Origin of the sequence: Streptomyces sp. Je 1-369 (assembly GCF_026810505.1) — a bacterium.
Lineage (GTDB): Bacteria > Actinomycetota > Actinomycetes > Streptomycetales > Streptomycetaceae > Streptomyces.
The window spans coordinates 7,458,224-7,478,333 of the sequence record NZ_CP101750.1; the positions used below are offsets into that span (position 1 = coordinate 7,458,224).

24 protein-coding genes are annotated in these 20,110 nt (G+C 71.8%); 16 read left to right on the plus strand and 8 right to left on the minus strand.

Annotated elements, in window-relative coordinates:
- Positions 1-9: 9 nt before the first annotated feature.
- On the minus strand, positions 10-1,131 hold the full coding sequence (locus NOO62_RS33365; RefSeq protein WP_268774517.1) for a hypothetical protein: 1,122 nt from the start codon (positions 1,129-1,131) through the stop codon (positions 10-12).
- 338 nt (positions 1,132-1,469) lie between these two features.
- On the opposite strand from NOO62_RS33365, the gene NOO62_RS33370 reads away from it, so the two are divergent.
- Both NOO62_RS33370 and NOO62_RS33375 read left to right on the plus strand, forming a co-directional pair.
- Positions 1,470-3,899: an ATP-dependent Clp protease ATP-binding subunit gene (locus tag NOO62_RS33370; protein ID WP_321170636.1), complete on the plus strand. Its 2,430-nt coding sequence runs from the start codon at positions 1,470-1,472 to the stop codon at positions 3,897-3,899.
- A 16-nt stretch (positions 3,900-3,915) separates the two neighbouring features.
- A complete protein-coding gene (locus NOO62_RS33375) occupies positions 3,916-4,305 on the plus strand; it encodes a VOC family protein (RefSeq protein WP_268774518.1) in 390 nt (129 codons plus the stop codon).
- Between the two features lie 35 nt (positions 4,306-4,340).
- Here the strand turns inward: NOO62_RS33375 and NOO62_RS33380 are convergent, their stop codons facing one another.
- Together NOO62_RS33380 and NOO62_RS39335 are read right to left on the minus strand one after the other, a co-directional pair.
- Positions 4,341-4,697, minus strand: a complete 357-nt coding sequence (locus NOO62_RS33380; protein WP_268774519.1) for a VOC family protein — start codon at positions 4,695-4,697, stop codon at positions 4,341-4,343.
- A gap of 108 nt (positions 4,698-4,805) precedes the next feature.
- Complete coding sequence (locus NOO62_RS39335; protein WP_370443954.1) at positions 4,806-4,883, minus strand: 50S ribosomal protein bL37; 78 nt, start codon at positions 4,881-4,883, stop codon at positions 4,806-4,808.
- A 169-nt stretch (positions 4,884-5,052) separates the two neighbouring features.
- On the opposite strand from NOO62_RS39335, the gene NOO62_RS33385 reads away from it, so the two are divergent.
- The gene (locus NOO62_RS33385; protein ID WP_268774520.1) at positions 5,053-5,619 is read left to right on the plus strand and encodes a phage holin family protein; all 567 of its coding nucleotides are present in this window, start codon (positions 5,053-5,055) and stop codon (positions 5,617-5,619) included.
- A gap of 7 nt (positions 5,620-5,626) precedes the next feature.
- The gene (locus NOO62_RS33390) at positions 5,627-5,932 is read left to right on the plus strand and encodes a hypothetical protein (protein WP_268774521.1); all 306 of its coding nucleotides are present in this window, start codon (positions 5,627-5,629) and stop codon (positions 5,930-5,932) included.
- 88 nt (positions 5,933-6,020) lie between these two features.
- On the opposite strand, the gene NOO62_RS33395 is transcribed toward NOO62_RS33390, so the two are convergent.
- Both NOO62_RS33395 and NOO62_RS33400 read right to left on the minus strand, forming a co-directional pair.
- Positions 6,021-7,118, minus strand: coding sequence for an enolase C-terminal domain-like protein (locus NOO62_RS33395; RefSeq protein ID WP_268774522.1), 1,098 nt, complete (start codon positions 7,116-7,118; stop codon positions 6,021-6,023).
- A 31-nt stretch (positions 7,119-7,149) separates the two neighbouring features.
- The gene (locus NOO62_RS33400; protein WP_268774523.1) at positions 7,150-8,142 is read right to left on the minus strand and encodes a TIGR03557 family F420-dependent LLM class oxidoreductase; all 993 of its coding nucleotides are present in this window, start codon (positions 8,140-8,142) and stop codon (positions 7,150-7,152) included.
- Positions 8,143-8,398: 256 nt separating this feature from the next.
- Between NOO62_RS33400 and NOO62_RS33405 the strand changes: the two genes are divergently transcribed.
- Positions 8,399-10,252 (plus strand): transketolase, encoded by a 1,854-nt coding sequence (locus NOO62_RS33405; RefSeq protein WP_268774524.1) that lies wholly within the window; start codon positions 8,399-8,401, stop codon positions 10,250-10,252.
- 15 nt (positions 10,253-10,267) lie between these two features.
- Here NOO62_RS33405 and NOO62_RS33410 read toward each other — a convergent pair whose 3' ends face one another.
- Positions 10,268-10,837, minus strand: a complete 570-nt coding sequence (locus NOO62_RS33410; protein WP_268774525.1) for a hypothetical protein — start codon at positions 10,835-10,837, stop codon at positions 10,268-10,270.
- A 220-nt stretch (positions 10,838-11,057) separates the two neighbouring features.
- Between NOO62_RS33410 and ligD the strand changes: the two genes are divergently transcribed.
- The 11 genes from ligD (at position 11,058) to NOO62_RS33465 (ending at position 17,555) form a co-directional block, all read left to right on the plus strand.
- The gene (gene ligD / locus NOO62_RS33415; RefSeq protein WP_268774526.1) at positions 11,058-12,005 is read left to right on the plus strand and encodes a non-homologous end-joining DNA ligase; all 948 of its coding nucleotides are present in this window, start codon (positions 11,058-11,060) and stop codon (positions 12,003-12,005) included.
- Positions 12,006-12,052: 47 nt separating this feature from the next.
- Positions 12,053-12,397, plus strand: a complete 345-nt coding sequence (locus NOO62_RS33420) for a gas vesicle protein (protein WP_268774527.1) — start codon at positions 12,053-12,055, stop codon at positions 12,395-12,397.
- A gap of 124 nt (positions 12,398-12,521) precedes the next feature.
- On the plus strand, positions 12,522-12,950 hold the full coding sequence (locus NOO62_RS33425) for a gas vesicle structural protein GvpA (protein ID WP_268774528.1): 429 nt from the start codon (positions 12,522-12,524) through the stop codon (positions 12,948-12,950).
- Entirely contained in the window at positions 12,947-13,687 is a 741-nt protein-coding gene (locus NOO62_RS33430; RefSeq protein WP_268774529.1) for a GvpL/GvpF family gas vesicle protein, read from the plus strand. The genes NOO62_RS33425 and NOO62_RS33430 overlap by 4 nt, the downstream gene beginning before the upstream one ends.
- Positions 13,688-13,694: 7 nt before the next feature.
- Positions 13,695-13,934 (plus strand): gas vesicle protein GvpG, encoded by a 240-nt coding sequence (locus tag NOO62_RS33435; RefSeq protein WP_150174161.1) that lies wholly within the window; start codon positions 13,695-13,697, stop codon positions 13,932-13,934.
- Between the two features lie 2 nt (positions 13,935-13,936).
- Positions 13,937-14,629 carry a DNA primase gene (locus NOO62_RS33440; RefSeq protein WP_268774530.1) on the plus strand — a complete coding sequence of 231 codons (693 nt, stop codon included), beginning with the start codon at positions 13,937-13,939 and terminating at the stop codon, positions 14,627-14,629.
- Positions 14,622-15,800 carry an SRPBCC family protein gene (locus NOO62_RS33445; protein ID WP_268774531.1) on the plus strand — a complete coding sequence of 393 codons (1,179 nt, stop codon included), beginning with the start codon at positions 14,622-14,624 and terminating at the stop codon, positions 15,798-15,800. Before NOO62_RS33440 ends, NOO62_RS33445 begins: the two co-directional genes overlap by 8 nt.
- A complete protein-coding gene (locus NOO62_RS33450) occupies positions 15,797-16,204 on the plus strand; it encodes a gas vesicle protein (RefSeq protein ID WP_268774532.1) in 408 nt (135 codons plus the stop codon). The genes NOO62_RS33445 and NOO62_RS33450 overlap by 4 nt, the downstream gene beginning before the upstream one ends.
- Positions 16,185-17,030 carry a GvpL/GvpF family gas vesicle protein gene (locus NOO62_RS33455; protein WP_268774533.1) on the plus strand — a complete coding sequence of 282 codons (846 nt, stop codon included), beginning with the start codon at positions 16,185-16,187 and terminating at the stop codon, positions 17,028-17,030. The genes NOO62_RS33450 and NOO62_RS33455 overlap by 20 nt, the downstream gene beginning before the upstream one ends.
- Positions 17,027-17,215, plus strand: a complete 189-nt coding sequence (locus NOO62_RS33460) for a gas vesicle protein (protein WP_098245919.1) — start codon at positions 17,027-17,029, stop codon at positions 17,213-17,215. The genes NOO62_RS33455 and NOO62_RS33460 overlap by 4 nt, the downstream gene beginning before the upstream one ends.
- A 76-nt stretch (positions 17,216-17,291) precedes the next feature.
- Positions 17,292-17,555: a gas vesicle protein K gene (locus NOO62_RS33465; RefSeq protein ID WP_268775902.1), complete on the plus strand. Its 264-nt coding sequence runs from the start codon at positions 17,292-17,294 to the stop codon at positions 17,553-17,555.
- 60 nt (positions 17,556-17,615) lie between these two features.
- Here NOO62_RS33465 and NOO62_RS33470 read toward each other — a convergent pair whose 3' ends face one another.
- The gene (locus NOO62_RS33470) at positions 17,616-18,425 is read right to left on the minus strand and encodes a class I SAM-dependent methyltransferase (RefSeq protein WP_268774534.1); all 810 of its coding nucleotides are present in this window, start codon (positions 18,423-18,425) and stop codon (positions 17,616-17,618) included.
- Between the two features lie 100 nt (positions 18,426-18,525).
- Complete coding sequence (locus NOO62_RS33475) at positions 18,526-20,058, minus strand: bifunctional phosphatase PAP2/diacylglycerol kinase family protein (RefSeq protein ID WP_268774535.1); 1,533 nt, start codon at positions 20,056-20,058, stop codon at positions 18,526-18,528.
- Between the last annotated feature and the right edge of the window lie 52 nt (positions 20,059-20,110).

Here is a 20,110-nt window from a genome sequence, read left to right on the forward strand (position 1 = left end):
GGAGGAGGACTAGTCGCCGTGGTCGTTCTCCAGCGCACGACGGCGTTCCTGTTCGCGCTTGGAATAGGCGGCCGCACGGATCGCCTCATCACTCTCCAGGCCCGACCCCAACGCACCGCCCACAGTGGCGACCGAAGCGACGAACCAGGCCAGCGTCACGTAATCCGCCGCGTCCAACGGGGATCGGGTGAGAGACGCGAACACGCGGTCGTTGAGGACGAACAGCGCCCACACGAAGTTGACGACCATCAAGCCGACGTAGCAGGCGAGTACTCCGATTCCGACGGTCACGATCGTCGAGGTGTTGTAGAGCCTCGCCCGCTGTCTCGCCTCCGGTGTGCTCTTCGACGGGCGATGCCACAGCTGGGCGTCCACGATCAGCCACCCGATCATGGTCGTGAGAGATCCGATCGTGGCGATCACAAGACGGGGCGTGCTCAGGGCTTCGGCCAGACTCCAGACGGTCGAGTTCACGGTGGCGATGGCCCCGGTCGCCAGCGCGGCCGCCAGCGCTTTCGACAGGCCGGGCACCAGGCGCCAGGGCCGGTTGGCGCGGACCATCCCCGCAAGCAGCCGTAGGCGGCCCCGTCTGCCGCTGACGACGTAGCGCAGATCAGCCGCGTCCTCGCCGCTGACCGGGTCCGGGGCGACAGGCGTGACGTGTCCGGCGAACGGTGCCGTCAGCGGTTGACGTGCTGGGCTCCCCTCACCTTTGTCGACCCGCGGGTTGACGAGGCCGAGCACGGCTTCTTCCACGGCCTGCCGGGCTCTCCTCTGCAGCCGCAAGCCGCCCAGCGAGGGCAGGGACAACAGCGCCAGCCCGTGCCCGTACTGCACATCCACCACCAGCGTGTGCCCGTCGGCGCGCAGGGGAAGGTCGGTGAGAGCCACGACGACGTCCCAGCTCTCCGGACCTGCGCGGTCCCTGATTCGGCGCATCAACGTCGGCGGGTCCTCGCTGCCCGAGGTGAACGGCTCACTCACCACCTCGATCTCGAACCGTCGCCCCGGGCCGGATCTGTCGGCGAGCCGAGCCGGCAAATCGCGGGCCATGCGCCGCGCGACGTCCGTCGGCGCGTCCGGATCCGCCAGCAGAGCGACGACGGTAACCCTTGAAGACGACACCCGCATGAACCGACCCCTGATGGCTGCTGCTGGAGCACATGTGCCGCCAGGATGCCCCACCGGTGACCGCGCTCCGCGGTGCCACGCTTCCCCACCTATCCGTGTCGGCGTCACCGGCCGACAGCGCCCATGCCGAGGCAGCGTCACCCGCGTGGCCGAAGGGCACGGCGGCTGACATGCGGAGGCACGGATCGGCTTCCAAGGTGGGGAAAGGCCCGCACACCGGCAATGCCTGACGCCGCCGAACGGCAGAGTCCTTGTCCGCGGGCCGCCGCCTTCTCGACAACGACCGCGGTATCCGGCACGTCAGGCGCGTCGGATGCCGCCAGGATCGGACGACCGCCGTGACGACTTCGCCCTTCGGGTCCGGTGACCCCTTCTCGGACCTGTTCAACCGCTTCTTCGGCACGAGCCCGGCGGCCTCCCCGCCGGCGGTCCAGCGAGTGCCCATCGGGCGCCTGCTCAGCGACGCCTCGCAGGAGCTGTTGGCGGCGGCCGGCGGACGTGCCGCGGAGGACGGTGCCGACCTCGACACCGTGCACCTGCTGTGGGCCGCCACCCAGGTCGAACCCGGCCGCCAACTCCTTGCGCAAGCAGGCGCCGACCCCGACGCACTGGCGGACCGGACGGAGCAGTCGCTGCCCATCGGCGGCACGGTGGAGGAACCGCGGCTCACCCCGGCGGCGAAACGGGCCCTGCTCAGGGCCCACGCCACGTCCCAGGAGGCGGGTGCGTCGTACATCGGGCCCGAGCACATTCTTGCCGCGGTCATGGAGGACCCCTCGTCCGGCGCGACCGGCGGTTCAGCGGCGGGCGGGTCCGCTGCCACGCCCACGCTGGACGAGTACGGCCGCGATCTCACGGACGAGGCACGTGCGGGGCGGTTGGACCCGGTGGTGGGCCGGGCGCAGGAGATCGAGCAGACGGTGGAGATCCTTTCCCGGCGTTCGAAGAACAACCCGGTGCTGCTGGGCGATCCGGGAGTCGGCAAGACCGCCATCGTGGAGGGCCTCGCGCAGCGTGTCGTCTCCGGCGACGTGCCGAGGACCCTGCGGGACCGGCGGGTAGTCGCCCTTGACCTGTCGGGTCTGGTGGCCGGTTCGAAGTACCGCGGAGAGTTCGAGGAGCGTCTGAAGAAGGTCATCGACGAGGTCACCGACGCGCAGGAGAGCATCATCCTGTTCATCGACGAACTCCACACGGTCGTCGGCGCCGGTGGCGGCGGTGAAGGCGCCATGGACGCGGGCAACATCCTCAAGCCCGCTCTGGCGCGCGGCGATCTCAGCCTGGTCGGCGCCACGACCCTGGACGAATACCGCAAGAACATCGAGAAGGACGCCGCACTCGCACGCCGTTTCCAGCCGGTGATCGTGCCGGAACCCACGGTCGAGGAGACCGTGGAGATCCTCCGGGGTCTGCGCGACTCCTACGAGGCCCACCACGGCGTCCGCTTCACCGACGCGGCGCTGGAGAGTGCGGCGACCCTCTCCGACCGTTACATCACCGACCGCTTCCTGCCCGACAAGGCCATCGACCTGGTGGACCAGGCCGGGGCCCGGGTAGCGCTGCGCGGCGGCGCCGACAGTCCCGAGGCGGATGAGATCCACCAGGAGCTGACCCGGCTGAACCGGGAGAAGGACGAGGCCGTCCACAACGAGGACTACGAACGAGCCGCCGGGCTCAAGAGCCGGATCGGCGAGCAGGAGAGCAGGCTCTCGGGCCTGGACGGCGAACGGGAACCCGCCGCCGAGGTCACCGAGGAAGACATCGCCGATGTCGTCTCCCGGCGCACCGGCATCCCCGTCGCCCAGCTGACCGCGACCGAGCGCGAACGCCTGATCCGCCTTGAGGGGACCTTGCACGAGCGGGTGGTCGGCCAGGACGAGGCAGTCACCGCGGTGGCGCAGGCCGTGCGGCGCGGCCGGGCGGGGATGGGCGACCCCGACCGGCCCACCGGCAGCTTCCTCTTCCTCGGCCCCACCGGCGTCGGCAAGACCGAACTCGCCAAAGCCATCGCCGAGATCCTCTTCGGCCAGGAAGACCGGCTGATCCGCTTCGACATGAGCGAGTTCCAGGAACGCCACACCGTCTCACGTCTCGTCGGTTCGCCCCCCGGGTACGTGGGCTACGACGAAGCAGGCCAGCTCACCGAGGCCGTCCGCCGCAAGCCGTACAGCGTGGTGCTGTTCGACGAGGTGGAGAAGGCGCACCCGGACGTCTTCAACCTGCTGCTCCAAGTCCTCGACGACGGGCGGCTGACCGACGCGCAGGGCCGCACGGTCGATTTCCGTCAGACGGTCGTCATCATGACCAGCAACCTCGCCTCGCAGCTCATCCTGAGCCACCACGGCGACGTGGACGAGATCCGCGACGACCTGATGGCCGAGCTGCGCAGCCACTTCCGTCCCGAGTTCCTCAACCGCATCGATGAGGTGGTCGTCTTCCACGCGCTCACCCGGGAGAACCTCGTACGGATCGTCGACCTGCTGCTCGAGCGCAGTCGCCGCAGGCTGCACGCCCAGCAGGTCACTCTCCAGGTGACCGACGCGGCCAAGGAGTGGCTCGCACAGCAGGGGTACCAGCCGGAGTTCGGGGCCAGGCCGTTGCGCCGCACCATCCAGACCGAGCTCGACAACCGGCTGTCCACCATGCTCCTCGACGGCCAGCTGGGCCCCGGTGACACCGTCATCTGCGACGTGCGGGACGGCCGGATGGTGTGCACGGTCTCACCCGGCGACCGTGAGGAAACCGGCGAACCCGCCACAGCGGACTGACAGTCAGGAGATCGCCATGTCATTGCAGATGAGCGCCGTCATGCTCGGCGTCGAGGACCTGGACCGCGCCAAGCGGTTCTACGTCAACGGGCTTGGCTGCGAGGTCGACCAGGACTATCCGGGCTTCGTCCGGTGCCGCATGGGGTCCGGGTCGACGATGCTGGCGCTGTACGAGTGGGAGGCGGCCGCGCAGGACGCGGGGGTTCCCCCGGAGGGGGCCGGGTTCCGCGGAGTCTCGCTCCACCACCTCACCGACTCGCGGAACGACGTGGACGAGACGATGCAGGCGGCGGAGTCCGCGGGCGGCACCGTGGTGAAGGAACCGGCCGCCACGGAGTGGGGCGGTTACTTCGGCTACTTCAGCGACCCGGACGGCCATCTGTGGAAGGTCGCCACCGCGGTGTGACGGGGACGCGTTCGAAGGCAGGGCAGGGCAGCCGCTCAGGTCTCGGTGACGCGGCGGTCCACGTACTCGAAGACGGAGCCGTCCGGGTGCATCGCGATGAGGTTGCGGCCCGCGGGGGTCGGGACGGGGCCCGCGATGACGCGCGCGCCGGACGCGTTCAGGACCGTGCACGCCTCGTCGACGTCCTTGACCGCGATGGTCGCGGAGACCTTGCGGAGCACTTCCAGCTCGTGCTCCGGACCGCTCATCAGCAAGAAGCACCCGATCGCCGCGACGGAGACGCCGCCGCGCTCGAAGCGCATCGCCTTGCCGCCCGCGAGCCGTTCGTAGAACGCGACCGAGGACTCCAGGTCCTCGACGCAGATCCGCAGCGTGGTTCCCAGGATCTCCATGGTCGGAACGATTTCATGATTGACCGCCCGCTCGCCACCGTCTCCGGCGAGAACGTCGGAGGGCGGCACCGTTCGGTGCCGCCCTCCGTTCGCCGTGCCGTCCCGGGTTCAGGACTGGGGACGGCTGCCGTGGTTCGCGCCGTTCTTGCGGCGGGCCTTCTTCTTGCGACGTCGCTTCGAGGACATGGATACCTCCGTGGTTCCGATGGTGCTTCCCGGGTGCGAATCCGGACGATCACGCGTCGCCTACCCTAGGGGACAACCGGGCATGGTGTGGCCTGCGTCACCCTGTGGGGTCAGGGTCGCACGCGGGGCGTTCCCGTTAAGCCGCCGGTCGGGCGGGTACCCGGGCGCCATGACTGGTCCAGAGAATCCCCTGTCCGGCCTCGACAAGGGCCTGACCGACGAACTGGTGCGGACGATCCGCACCGAACTGCGCGAAGAGTTCCGTGAGCAGACCAGGAAGCAGCGCCGCAAGGCGACGCTGTACGCGGCGTCCGGCGCCGCCGCCCTCTACGCGGGAGCCGCGGCCGCCCTGGCCCTCGGCCTCGTCATCGAGCTCGGCCTGCCCGGCTGGGCCGCCGCGCTCATCGTGGCCGCGGTGCTCGGCGCGGCGGCGTTCCTGCTGCGCAACGCGGCACGGTCGGGTCCCGGCCACGACGCCAGGACGTCCGCCGCGGGCACCCGCGCGGCCGAGGCACTTCCCGAGCCGGGCGGCACCGGCCTGACGGCCCCCGCCATGCCGTCCGCCCCTGCTGCCTCGGCCACCCCTGCCACCCCCGAGGCCGCCCCCGCGCCCCCGACCGTCCCGCCGGGCGGACCCGACGCCCCCGAGGTGCCGCCGATGCCGCCCACCGCGCCCCCGACGGGCCGTGCGGGCGTCCGGCCGTGGGGCCGCGCCGCCGACGGGTCCGGGTCATGATGGCCGTATGGCGGCAGACGAGGTCGAACACACGGAGGACGGCCACTTCATCGTCGTCGAAGGGCGACGGTGGCGGGCCACCGACCCGGACCTGGCCGAGGACGTACGCAAGCGGCTGGTCCACCACCTGATGGCGGCCCGCCGGGCGGTCGCGGCCGCCCGTGACGACGAGGCGGCGCGCAAGGCGGCCCGGGCCCGCGTGCAGCTGGCGAAGACGGGGCTCGGGGAACGCGGCACGGCCTGGTGGGAACTGACGTCGGCCGAACGGAACGACCGAGCGGACGACAGCCTGCGCCGCCTCGAGGAGCAGTGAGCGTGTCGTAGAGCATCCGCGGCCGAGCAGCACTGCCGCGGTGCGGTGCAGCGCCCCCGACCGCGGTGCAGCGCCCCGACCCGCCCCGTCACGCCACCCGGAACCTCTCGACGTCCCCCGTGCGCAGCTCGAGACCGTGTCCGACGCCGCCGTCCGGGCGGACGACGCCGCCGGTCGGGTCGAGCGCGCCGTCGAAGAACATCGACTCGATCCGTACGTGGTCGTGGAACCACTCGATGTGCCGCAGGTTCGCCACGCACGCGGCGGCCGCGGCGTGCGCGTGCGGCGCGCCGTGCGCGGAGACCTCCAGGCCGTGCGCCTGCGCGAGGGCCGCCGCGCGCAGCCACTCCGTGAGGCCGCCGCAGCGCGTCGCATCCACCTGGACGCAGTCCACGGAGGGGATCAAGCGGGCGAAGTACGGAAGGTCGTAGCCGTACTCGCCCGCCGTCACGTCGCACACCAGGGCGTCCCTGACCAGTGCGAGCCCCCGCAGGTCGTCCGACGACACCGGCTCCTCGAACCAGCCGACGCCGTGCTCGGCGAGCACCCGGCCCACCCGGACCGCCTGCTTTCGCGTGTAGCCGCCGTTCGCGTCGACGTACAGCTCGGCCTGCGGGCCGATGACGTCTCGCGCGGTGCGGACCCGGGACACGTCGCGGGCGGCCGCCCTGCCCCAGCCCTCACCGATCTTGATCTTGACGCGCGGAATGCGCTGGCCGTGCACCCAGCCGTTCAGCTGCGCCGCCAGATGCGTGTCGTGGTACGTCGTGAAGCCGCCGCTCCCGTACACGGGCACCTCGTCGCGGGCCGCCCCGAAGAGGCGTACGAGAGGCAGCTCCAGAAGGCGTGCCTTCAGGTCCCACAGGGCGATGTCGAGGGCCGAGATCGCGCATCCGGCGGCGCCCGCGCGGCCCGTGTTGCGGACGGCCTTCGTCATCGCGTCGTGCGCGGCGGGGATGTCGAGGGCGTCGAGGCCCTGGACGACGGGGACGAGTACCTCGTCCATCAGGGCGGCCACGGACGCGGGGGCGTAGGTCCACCCGGTCCCCGTCGCGTCGCCGGCCGTGACCTCGGCGACGACGATGGTCGTGGTCTCCCAGGCGAGGGTGCCGTCGGCTTCGGGCGCGTCCGCGGGCACCGTGTACGCGGAGACGGCGGGTCGTTCGATGGGGACTTCGTGCTTCATCTGACCGTTCCTAAGTCGTACCCGTAGGGCGTCATCGGCGTGCGCCGTCACCCGGTGTGGCAGGCGGTGCGCCCTGGACCTGCGGCAGCACCTTCGTGCGGTAGAAGTCGAAGAAGCCCCGCTGGTCCGGGCCGATCTGGCCCACGTACACCCGGTCGAAGCCGGCGTCGGCGTACGCGGTGAGCGCCCCGACGTGCTCGTCGACGTCGTCGCCGCAGGTGAAGGAGGCGGCGGCCGTCTCCTCGGTGACCAACGGCTCCAGCTGCTCGAAGTGGCGGGGGGACGGCAGGATCTGACCCATCTCGCCGGGCAGGAGCTGACTGGCCCACAGGTCGCGTGCCCGGCGCACCGCTTCCTCGCGGTCCGGGCCGTAACAGACCTTGAGGCCGCCGCTGACCGGTTTTCCGCCGCCCCCGCCCTTGCGGTAGTGCGAGACCAGCGTCTCGTCGGGGGTCATCGTGACGAAGCCGTCGCCGACGCGGGCAGCGAGCGCCGTCGCCTTGGGGCCGAAGCCCGAGATGTCGATGGGCACGGGCTCGTCCGGCACGGTGTACAGGCGGGCGTTCTCGACGGTGTAGTGCGTGCCCCGGTGGTTGACCTCCTCGCCGGTGAAGAGGTTCCGCATCACCTGGACCGCCTCCTCCAGCATCTCGAGGCGGACGTGGACCGGCGGCCAGGGGCCACCCGTGATGTGCTCGTTGAGCGCCTCGCCCGTGCCGACGCCGAGCCGGAACCGGCCGCCCGTCATGACGGCGCTCGTCGCCGCCGCCTGCGCCACGACCGCCGGGTGCAGACGGACGGTCGGACAGGTCACCGCGGTCTGCACGGGCAGCGACACCGCCTCCGCGAGCGCGCCGATCACCGACCAGACGAACGGGCTCTGACCCTGCGACGCGTTCCACGGGTGGAAGTGGTCGGAGATCCACAGCGACTCGAACCCGGCCTGCTCGGCCATGCGCGCCTGCTCGACCAGCTCTGCGGGGCCGAACTCCTCGGTCGCCAGGAAGTATCCGTACTCGGGCATGAGGGTGCACCTCCGGTGCGGCGGGCGGAGCGGGGTGGACGGATACGGCTGCGAGTAACCCCGCGGCGCGGGCGCAAACGGCGCTCGCGCGGCGTCCCTCAGGGGTGTCGCCCGGTGCGGCGCTCTCCGCGTCGCCCCGTGCGTCGCCGTGTTTGGCGGTCGCCGCGCAGGGGCACGCGTGGGGGCTCCCGACCCCGCCGGATTCGACCCCTTTCGACCCGCCGCAGGGAGCACCCGCCACCCAAGGAGGAACCTGATGCCCAGCAGCAGTGAACAACTCGTCGCCCTCTCACGGCAGTTGCGCGTCGACTCCGTCCGCGCCGCGGCCGCCGCCGGATCCGGCCACCCCACCTCCTCGATGTCCGCCGCCGACCTGATGGCGGTCCTCATCGGACGCCATCTGCACTACGACTTCGACCGGCCCGACCATCCCGGCAACGACCGGTTCATCCTCTCCAAGGGCCACGCCTCGCCGCTCCTCTACGCCGCGTACAAGGCGGCGGGCGCGCTCACCGACGACGAGCTGCTCACCTTCCGCGAGCAGGGCAGCCGCCTCCAGGGTCACCCCACGCCCCGCGCCCTGCCGTGGGTCGAGGTCGCCACCGGCTCGCTCGGGCAGGGGCTGCCCGTCGGCGTCGGCATGGCCCTGTCCGGCAAGCGGCTCGACCGGATCCCGTTCCGCGTCTGGGTGCTCTGCGGCGACAGCGAACTCGCGGAGGGCTCCGTGTGGGAGGCCGCCGAGCACGCCGGGTACGAGCACCTCGACAACCTCACCGCCGTCGTCGACGTCAACCGCCTCGGCCAGCGCGGCCCCACCCGCCACGAATGGCAACTCAGCGCCTACGCCGACCGGTTCAGGGCCTTCGGCTGGCACGTCGTCGAGGTCGACGGACACGACGTCGACGCCGTCGACCGCGCCTGCGACGAAGCGGCCTCCACCGTCGGACAGCCCACCGTCATCCTCGCCCGCACCGTCAAGGGCAAGGGCGTCGCCTCCGTGGAGAACCGCGAGGGCCTGCACGGCAAGCCGCTGCCGGACGCCGACGCGGCCGTCGAGGAACTGGGCGGCGTACACGACGTACGCGTGGAGGTGCGCAGGCCCGCCGCCGCCCGCGCCATGCACGCCGTGCGCAGCGGACACCTCGAACTGCCGCGCCACGCCCTGGGCGACGCCGTCGCCACCCGCACCGCGTACGGCCAGGCGCTCGCCGCGCTCGGCACCGCACGCGGCGACGTGGTCGCCCTGGACGGCGAGGTCGGCGACTCGACCAGGACGGAGTACTTCGCCAAGGAGCACCCCGACCGGTTCTTCGAGTGCTACATCGCCGAACAGCAACTCGTCGCCGCGGCCGTCGGGTTGGCGGCGCGCGGCTGGGTGCCGTACGCCTCGACGTTCGCCGCGTTCCTCACCCGCGCCCACGATTTCGTCCGGATGGCGGCGGTGAGCGGCGCCGACATCAACCTCGTCGGATCGCACGCGGGCGTCGCGATCGGCGAGGACGGCCCGTCGCAGATGGGCCTGGAGGACCTGGCGCTGTTCCGCGCGATCCACGGCTCCACGGTCCTGTACCCGTGCGACGCCCACCAGACGGGTCAGCTCGTCGCGTCCATGGCCGGACTCGACGGAATCAGCTACCTGCGTACGTCACGCGGCGATTCGCCCGTCATCTACGGACCCGACGAGGAGTTCCCCGTCGGCGGCTCCAAGGTACTGCGTTCCAGTGACGCCGACCGGCTCACCGTCGTCGCCGCGGGCGTCACCGTCCACGAGGCGCTGGCCGCCGCGGAGGCGCTGGACCGCGAGGGCATCGCGGTACGCGTCGTCGACCTGTACTCCGTCAAGCCCGTCGACCACCGCACTCTGCGCGAGGCCGCCGAACGCACCGGCTGCCTCATGACCGTCGAGGACCACAGGGAGCAGGGCGGCCTCGGCGACGCGGTCCTCGACGCGTTCACCGACGGCAGGCCGGTACCGCGCCTGGTGCGCCTCGCCGTGCGGACGATGCCGGGCTCGGCGTCGCCCGGGGAACAGCTGCGCGCCGCGGGCATCGACGCGGAGTCCATCGCGGCCGCGGCCCGCCTCCTGGTGGAGGAGGGAGTCGTCCGCTGACCCCGGGGGCGGCCGTCAGCGGTGGTGCACCGCCCTGAACCAGGCGTTGGCCGCCGGGCGGAACATCAGGACCGTCGCCGTGAGCGCCGCGGCGAGATGCAGCACACAGCCGCCGCCCGCCAGGACGTCGGCGAAGTCCGGTGGCCACCCCGCGCCGCGGCCTCCCGCCCACGCGGTGAGCGACAGCGTGCCGGTCGCCCCGAGCCCGCAGGCCAGCACCCAGCGGGCCCACCGGGCGCCCCCGCGCATCCGCACCGCCACCAGGACGGCGGCCGCGAACACCGCCAGGTGCAGCGGCAGGAACGGCAGCAGGGGCAGGCCGTCGGCGGCCGTCATGAAGACGCCCGCGGCGGCCGCGGTGAGCCAGAGCGCGAAGGCCGCCCTGACCGCGCCGGGAGCCGGTGGCTCGTCGGCGCCGCCCGGCAGCATGCGGGCCAGCGCCGGGGCCAAGAGCCGCTGCTCGTGCGAGCGGGGGCGTGGGCGTGGGCGAGGGCGAGGGGAGCGTGGCAGCTCGGTGCCGGGCGGCAGTGGCTCGGGGCCGGGCGCCGTCGGCGAGGGGTTCGACACGTCGGGGTGGTGCGGCATGGGGCGCCTCTCAGGTGGGGCCGGATCCGGTCCTCCGATCCTTCCGGCCCCGCGGCACCGGGGCACGCCCGTCCGCCCCCGACTTCCCGGTGGTGCCAGCCACCCTCCCGGCCAGGGTGAACGCCACCGTGTCGGAACCGCCCCGCACGACTGCGGGACCTGACGCTGGGTACCCGCCGAGGCACGTCGCATCCGGCACACCGAGCCGAAGGGAACCCCCATGAACGACGTACGGACGGTACGGGCCGGCCGCCGCACCGTAGAGCTGCACCGGCCGCAGAAGGTCCTCTTCCCGGTCGCCGGTGCCAAGGGGAGGAGTAAGAGCAAGGGCAGCGGCTCGGGCCTCACCAAAGCGGACCTCTTCGACTACTACCGGTCCGTCGCGCCGTTCATGCTGCCCCACCTCCGCGACCGCCCCCTCATGCTGGAGCGGCACCCGGACGGCGTCGAGGGCCCCCGCTTCATGCAGAAGGACACCCCGGACCACTACCCGGACTGGATCACCCGCGCCGAGGTGGCCAAGCAGGACGGCACCGTCACCCACACCGTGTGCGACGACACGGCGACGCTCCTCTTCCTGGCCGACCAGGCCTGCGTCACCCTGCACCGCTGGCTCTCCCGCACCGGCCGGATCGACCGCCCGGACCGGCTCGTCTTCGACCTGGACCCGGCCGAGGACGACTTCGACGCGGTGCGCGACGCGGCCCGCCTGCTCGGCGAACTCCTCGACCAGATGAACCTGCCGTCCGCCCTCATGACGACGGGCTCCCGCGGGCTGCACGTCATCGTGCCCCTCAACGGGAACCACGACTTCGACGACGCCCGCGCCTTCGCCAAGGACGTCGCCGACACCCTCGCCGAGGCCCACCCCGACCGGCTCACCACGGCCGCGCGCAAGAAGGACCGCGGCGGACGGCTCTACCTCGACGTGCAGCGCAACGGGTACGCGCAGACCGCCGTCGCCCCGTTCTCCGTGCGGGCCACGCCCGGGGCGCCGGTCGCCGTCCCCATCGCCTGGGAGCAGCTCGACGACCCCGCGGTGCACGCCCGCAGCTGGACGATCGACACCGCCGTGGAGCAGGCCCGCACCGAGCCGTGGGCCGGTGTCCCGCGCTCGGGACGCGCTCTGGGGCCCGCCCGCCGGAAGCTGCGGGCGCTACGCGGCTGAGGACGTTTGGCCAAGGCTCAACGGGTAACCCGGTGGAGGAGGTGAACATGGCCAATACACCCCGTAAGACCACAGACAGCAAGACAACGGATGAAAAGGCCGCCAGCAGCGAGAAGGAATCGCTGCCGGGCCCCATGGCAGTCCTCCGCAACGCCCGCGAGCAGCTCGCCGAGCTGACCGGTATGACGCCCGAATCGGTGTCGTCCTTCGAACGCACCGATGACGGCTGGCTGTTGGAGATCGAGGTTCTGGAACTCTCCCGTGTGCCCGACACGATGAGCCTCCTCGCGAGCTACGAGGTGCAGCTCGACCCGCAGGGCGAGCTCACCGGCTACAAGCGGCTGCGCCGATACGAGCGCGGACGCTCGGAGCCCCGCGGAGCGGGCGGCTAGAAACCAGAAGCACGACCGGAACCAGAAGCACGACCGGAACCAGAAGCACGACCGGAACCGAAAGCACGACCGGACAAGACACGACCCGAAAGAGCAGGACAAGACTCAAGGAGGCACCGTCGGCATGACCGTAGTCCCGGCACAACAGTCCGGCGGCGGAGGCGGCACGAGTGGCCTGTACGACGTCGTGGAGCTCATCCTCGACCGAGGACTCGTCATCGACGCCTTCGTACGCGTTTCGCTCGTCGGCATCGAGATCCTCAAGATCGATGTCCGTGTCGTCGTCGCGAGCGTCGACACCTATCTCCGGTTCGCCGAGGCGTGCAACCGCCTCGACCTGGAGACCGGCCAGAAGAAGGACCCGGGCCTGCCCGGACTCGTGGGCGAGATCACGGAGTCCGGCGCCAAGGGCAAGTCGAAGGGCGCGCTCTCCGGAGCCGCCGAGACCATATCGGACGCTTTCAAGCAGTCCCGCGATGAAGGCGAGCGGCAGAGCGAGGAGCGCCCGCGGGCCCGGCGCTCGACGTCCCGCCGGAAGGAGGAGCAGGAGTGACCACGTACGTCTACGGCATCGCGAGCAGCTCCCACCCGGCGCTGCCCGACGGCATGGAGGGCATCGGCCGGCCGGCCTGCCCCGTGCGCGTCCTGAAGAACGGCGACCTCGCGGCCATCGTGAGCGACGCCCCGGAGGACCTCAAGCCCAAGCGGCGCGACCTGCTCGCGCACCAGAACGTCCTGTCGGAGGCCGGTGCGGCAGGTTCCGTGCTCCCGATGCGCTTCGGCAGCCTCGCCCCGGACGATGAGACGGTCGTCTCCGTACTGGGGGAGCGGGCCGGTCACTACGAGGAGCGGCTGCGCACCCTCGACGGCAAGGTCGAGTACAACGTGAAGGCCACCCATCACGAGGAGGCCGTGCTGCACCAGGTGCTCGCCGAGAACCCGGAGCTGCGCGCCATGGTCGAGGCCAACCAGCGCGCGGGCGGCGGCTCCCACGAGCAGAAGCTCCAGCTCGGCGAGGCGATCACCAACGGTGTGCGGGCCCGCGAGGCGAGTGACGCCGTCGAGGTGCGGCGCGCGCTCGAGCCGACGGCCGAGGCGGTCGGTGACGGTCCCGAGGGCACCGGCTGGCTGGCGAACATCTCGTTCCTCGTGGACCGCAAGACGTCCGAGGGCTTCCTCTCGGCCGTCGAGGAACTCCGGGCCACGCAGCCGCACTTGGACCTGCGGGTGCACGGTCCGCTGCCCCCCTACAGCTTCGTCGACCCGGGGCCTTCCGAGCCCGCGGAGTGATGACGCCATGGGGCTCATAGGGGAACTGCTCATGCTGCCTCTGGCCCCTGCCCGCGGCTCCCTCTGGGTGCTCAGGCAGGTGGTCGACGAGGCGGAGCGGCAGTACTACGACCCCTCGGCGATCCGTCGTGAACTCTCCCGCCTCGAGGAACTCCTGGAGGCGGGGGAGATCGACGAAGCCGAGTTCGAGCGGTGCGAGGACCAGCTCCTCGACCGACTGCAGCAGAGCACAGGACAGGACTTCTGATAATGAACCGACTTGCAGTAGGCCTGGCCGTGGGCGCGGGATACGTTCTCGGGCGCACGAAGAAGGCGAAGTTCGCGTTCGCCGTCGGCAGCATGGTGGCGGGCAAGCGGCTCAATCTGAGCCCCAAGGCGCTGGGTCAGATGGTGACCCAGCAGCTGGAGAACAATCCGCAGTTCAAGGAGATCGGCGACCAGCTGCGCCAGGACCTGCGGGGCGTGGGCAAGGCCGCCACCGGATCCCTCCTCAACCGGCAGCTCGAAGGCATCGCCGACCGTCTGCACGACCGCACCCTCGGCGTCCAGGACCGCATATCCGGTGTCGTGCCGGACGAGGTCAAGGGCGGCGAAGGCAAGGACGACCGCGAGGCGGACGACGACGCCTACGACGACGAAGAGCCCGAGAAGGAACGGGACTCGGACGCCGACTCGGACGCCGACGCGGAATCCGATGACGAGGCCCCGTCCGGACAGCGCAAGAAGGCACCGGCCAAGAGGAGCGCGCCGAAGGCGGGCGCGAAGACCGCGTCGAAGACGGCCGCGAAGAAGGCCCCGGCCAAGAAGACCGCGCAGAAGACGGCCGCCCGCAAGACCACGCAGAAGAAGACGGCCGCCGCGTCCCGCGGGACCGCCCGCAGGGCCACCTCGTCGGCCCGCTCGGGCGGCGGCAGGACGAAGGGAGGCAGTGACCATGGCTGAATCACCCCTGAGCAACATCACGCGCAGCCCCGCTGCCGACCGTCTGAAGGAGGAGGCGCAGGCCTACCTCATGGCGCAGGCCGAGCGCATGCTCGTCGGCGTCGGACACCGGCTCGGTGACGCCACCGTCAAGCTGAACGACATCGCGGATGGCAAGAGCCCCGGCTTCGGCAAGCTCGCCGCGAAGGCGGGCAAGAAGGTCGCCGACGGCAAGGGCCCGGTGCGCAGCGCGCTGGAACTCGGCGGCAGCCACCTGAAGGACAAGGTCACCGACGCCTTCAAGGGCATCGGCGGCGGCAAGCGCAAGAAGGGCGGCGCGGGCCAGAAGCCGACGGTCATCCTGGAGTACATCGACGTCGGCGTGCCGCTGCGCGAGGCGTACGACCAGTGGACCCAGTACCAGGAGTTCTCCACCTTCGCCAAGGGCGTCAAGGGCGCCACGGTGGCGAGCGACACGGACTCCGACTGGCAGCTCAAGGTCTTCTGGTCCAGCCGCAGCTGGAAGGCGCACACCACCGAGCAGGTGCCCGACCAGCGCATCACCTGGACCTCCGAGGGCGGCAAGGGGACGACGAAGGGTGTCGTCACCTTCCACTCGCTCGCCGAGAACCTCACCCGGGTGCTGCTGATCATCGAGTACTACCCCAAGGGCCTCTTCGAGAAGACCGGCAACATCTGGCGCGCCCAGGGCCGCCGGGCCCGCCTCGACCTCAAGCACTTCGCCCGGCACATCACGATGCGCGGCGAGGCGAGCGACGGCTGGCGCGGCGAGATCCGCGACGGCGAGGTCGTCCGCAGCCACGAGGACGCGGTGGCCGAGGAGGAGCAGGAGCAGGACGAGAGCGCGCAGAACGAGCACGAGGACGCGTACGAGGACGACCGGGACGAGCAGGAGACCGAGTCCGACGACGAGCCCGAGTCCGAGTACGACGAGGGTGAGGAAGAAGAGGGCGAGGAAGAAGAGGGCGAGCCCGCCGAGGAGTACGAGGACGAGGAGGACGTCCCCGAGGAGGAGCTCGAGGACGAGCCCGAGGCCGAGTACGAGGACGAGGAAGAGCCGGAGGCCGAGGACGAGCCCGAGGCCGAGTACGAAGAGGACGAGCCCGAGGCCGACGACGAGAAGCAGCGTGAGTACGCCGGGTCGGCCGGCGGCGGGCGGGACCGTCGATGACGGCGTCCCCCGGCGGCGGCGGGCTCCCCGGCCCGTACGGCAGCGGCGGTGGCGGGGCCAACCTCGCCGACATCCTCGAACGCGTCCTGGACAAGGGCATCGTCATCGCCGGTGACATCAAGATCAACCTGCTCGACATCGAACTGCTCACCATCAAGCTCCGTCTGATCGTGGCCTCGATCGACAAGGCCAAGGAGATGGGCATCGACTGGTGGGAGGACGACCCGGCGCTCTCCACCGGGGCGCGTCGCGCCGAACTCGCGCGGGAGAACGCCGAGTTGCGGCAGCGGTTGGCGGACATCGAGGAGCGGGAAGCCCTTGAACCGGCCGAGGCCGAGGCCGAAACCAAGGTCAAGGCCGGGACCAGGGCCAAGGAGGAGACACGTGAACGCCGCGAACGATGACCCGCACGGCGGCGGACCGCACCACGACGACCTGCGGTACGTCTACGCGGTCTGCCGCCCCCTTGCCGCGCCGCTCGCCGCCGACCTCACCGGGGTCGGCGGCGTGCCGCCCCGGCAGCTCGTCCACGGAGACCTGGTGGCCCTGGTCGGTCCGGTACCGGAGCGCGACTTCGCGGAGAAGCCCCTGCGCGCGCACCTCGAAGACCTGGACTGGCTCTCCGGGACGGCCCGCGCGCACCAGCGCGTGATCGACGCGCTCACCACCGTGACCTGCCCGCTGCCGCTGCGCCTGGCGACCGTCTTCCGGGACGACAGCGGCGTACGCGCGATGCTGGAGGACGGGGCGGAGCGCTTCCACCGCGTCCTCGAACGCATCGACGGGCGCGTGGAGTGGGGCGTGAAGGTATACATGGAGAACGCCGAGAACGCCGAGAACGCCGAGGACGCCAAGGACACCGCGCCCGAGGCGCCCCGCTCCGGGCGCGACTACCTGCGCCGCCGGCGCAGTCAGCGCACGGCGCAGGAGGAGAACTGGCAGCGGGCCGAGGGCTTCGCGCGGGAGCTGCACGAGCGGCTCTCGGAGTGGGCCGACGATTCCCGGCTGCACGCCCCGCAGAACTCGGAGCTGTCCCGCACGCCGGGGCGCAACGTGCTCAACGCGGCCTATCTGGTGTCCCGCACGCACTCCGAGGAGTTCGTCGAGCTCGTGGACCGCACCAAGGGTGACGGGTCCGGGACGAGCGGGCTCCGGGTGGAGCTGACGGGGCCGTGGGCGGCGTACTCCTTCACGGGGGACGCGGACGACGAGGAGGGCACGACCGCATGACCGTCGTCGAACGCAGGGAAGTCGCCCTGGTCGATCTGCTCGACCGGCTCCTCGCGGGCGGCGTGGTCATCGCGGGTGACATCACCCTGCGGATCGCGGACGTCGACCTCGTGCGCATCGACCTGAACGCCCTGATCAGCTCGGTCAACGAGCAGGTGCCCTCGCCGTGGCCGGAGTTGGAGTGACCGCATGAGCGCAGAAGCAGAGACGAACACGAGCACGAACACGAACACCGAAGCGAGCACCGACCGCCGCAAGCGCATGGACCTCGACCCCGACACCGTCGAGCGGGACCTGGTGAAACTGGTCCTGACCATCGTCGAACTGCTCCGTCAGCTGATGGAGCGGCAGGCCGTGCGCCGCTTCGACACCGGCGAGCTGACCGAGGACCAGGAGGAGCGGATCGGTCTCACGCTGATGCTCCTGGAGGACCGGATGGCCGAGCTCCGCGGCCGGTACGGGCTGCGGCCCGAGGACCTGAACCTGGACCTCGGACCGCTGGGCCCGCTGCTCCCCAGGGAGTGAAGACCGAGGGAGCGAAGGCCGAGGGGGTGTGACGCGCAACGAGGCCGGGGGACGGACGCGTCACTTCCGGCAGAGCACCTCCCCGTGCAGCACCGCGAACCACGCGTCCTCCCGCGCGCCCCACTCCCGCCACGCCCCGGCGATCGCCCGCAGCCGCTCCGCGTCCGTGTGGCCGCCCGCCACCGCGCGCTCGGCATAGGCGGACTCGACCGTACGGTCCGCCCACAGCCCGCTCCACCAGGCGCGCTCGTCCTCGGAGCTGTAGCACCACGTGTCCGCCGTCGCGGTGACGTCCGTGAAGCCGGCCTCCAGGGCCCAGGACTTGAGACGGCGTCCCGCGTCGGGCTCGCCGCCGTTGGCGCGGGCCACCTGACGGTAGAGGTCCAGCCACTCGTCCATGACGGGCGTCCGCGGGTGCCAGGTCATCGCCTCGTAATCCGCGTCGCGCACCGCGACGATGCCGCCGGGCTTGCAGACCCGCCGCATCTCGCGCAGCGCCCGCACCGGATCGCCGACGTGCTGGAGCACCTGATGGGCGTGGACGACGCAGAAGGAGTCGTCGGGGTAGTCGAGGTCGTGCACGTCGGCGACCGCGAACTCGACGTTGTCCACGCCGCGTTCGGCCGCGGTGGCGCGCGCCCGGTCCAGGATGGCGGGGGCGCGGTCCACGCCGGTGACGCGGCCGTCGGGGACCAGCGCGGCCAGATCGGCGGTGATGGTGCCGGGCCCGCAGCCGATGTCGAGGACCGTCATGTGCGGTTTGAGTGAACCGGCCAGATAGGCGGCCGAGTTGGCGACGGTGCGCCAGGTGTGGGAACGCAGCACGGACTCGTGGTGTCCGTGCGTGTAGACGGCGGTCTCCTTCGGCATGGCGGAGCTCCTTCGTGTGCGAGTACGGAGACCGTACGCCGCCATGCCGAATAGTGAGACCTGCGTATCAGTATGTGGTCAGCCGGGGGTGCCGGGAACGTCAGCGGACGCCGCTCAGCGGACGGTAGACCGTCAGCGCCTCCGGCAGCTTGTCGATCAGCAACGAGCCCTGCACGTGCGTCACTTCACCGTCGAACGCGACGGCGGTGCCCGCGCCGAGCCCGTCCACCCGCAGCCTGGGCAGCCGCGCCGCCGCCTGTGCGGGGGAGCGCACCTCGGGCCCGGTCAGCGCCGCCGCCAGGAGCCGGGCGCCCGGCCTGCGACCGCCGTGCACGATGCGCACGTCGAGCAGACCGTCCGCCAGATCGAGCCTGCGGCCCGGGGTGAAGCCAGGACGGTGGTACGTGCAGTTGCCGGCGAACAGCATCCACAGCGCCCGGTCCTTGCCGCGGAACTGAGCGGTCAGCGGATGTTCGTCGGAGCGCAGGATCTTGAGCGCCGCGAGCACCGACGCCGGCTTGCCGCCGATCCGGGGCGACCAGTGCTCGCGCTGCCGCACCAGCTCCGGATACACGCCCAGGCTGAACGTGTTCAGGAAGTACCCCGACTTGGGCTCTCCGGATTCCGACTCCTCCGCGGTGAAACGGCCGACGTCGACGGCGACCGCGTCACCCGCCTCCACCGCACCCGCGAGGTCCCGGGCGTCCTCGACCCCGAGGTCGTACGCGAAGTGGTTCAGGGTGCCGCCGGGCAGCACCGCGAGCGGCAGACCGTGGTGGAGCGCGACGCGGGCCGCGGCGTTGACCGTGCCGTCGCCACCGCACACCCCGAGGACCTGCGCCCGGGCCGCCGCCTTCTCCAGCTCGGCGCCCACGTCAGCGGGCTCGGCCACCACGACCTCCGCCTCGGGCAGCGCGTCCCGCAGCGCCTTCACGCGCTGCGGGGTACCCGCCCCCGTGTTGGTCACCAGGACCAGACCGGCACCGTCCGGCAGCGCGGGCGCCGTCACCCGGGGCCGTCCCGGCGGGGCCAGCTGCGACCGCGTCGGCACCAGACCGCGCACCGCGAACGCCGCGCCCGCACCGAGCGCGCCGCCCACCAGGACGTCGCTCGGGAAGTGCGCCCCGGTGTAGACGCGGGAGACCGCGACGGCGGCCGCGAGCGGCGCGACGGCCGCGCCCCAGGCCCGCGACTCCAGCGCGACGCCCGTGGCGAACGCGGCGGCCGACGCTGCGTGCCCCGAGGGGAAGGACGTGGTGATGGGCTGTCTTTTCAGCTGGCGTATCAGCGGTACCGAGTCGAGCAGCGGCCGGGCGCGGCGCACCGAGCGCTTGCCCAGCGTGTTGATCGTCGCGGAGGCCAGCGCCAGGGAGGCCACGCCGCGCACGGCGGCGCGCCGGGCCCGCGGGGTCCGGGTCGCGGTGATCGCCGCGGCCGTCGCGAACCACAGCACGCCGTGATTGGCGCTCTGGCTGAGCCCGGGAAGGACCCGGTCGGCGCCCGGCCAGTGCCGCGTGGCGACCGCTTCGAAGAGCCTGCTGTCGAAGGAGACCAGGCGGGCCTTGACCGGGCGGTGCCCGGCGGCGGGACGGGACAGGTCGAGACCGGAGACGTCCGGGGAGTCAGCGCACATGGCGCTCACGTACCCCCGCGTGTGCCGTTCAGGCCGCCCCGGCGGGGAAACG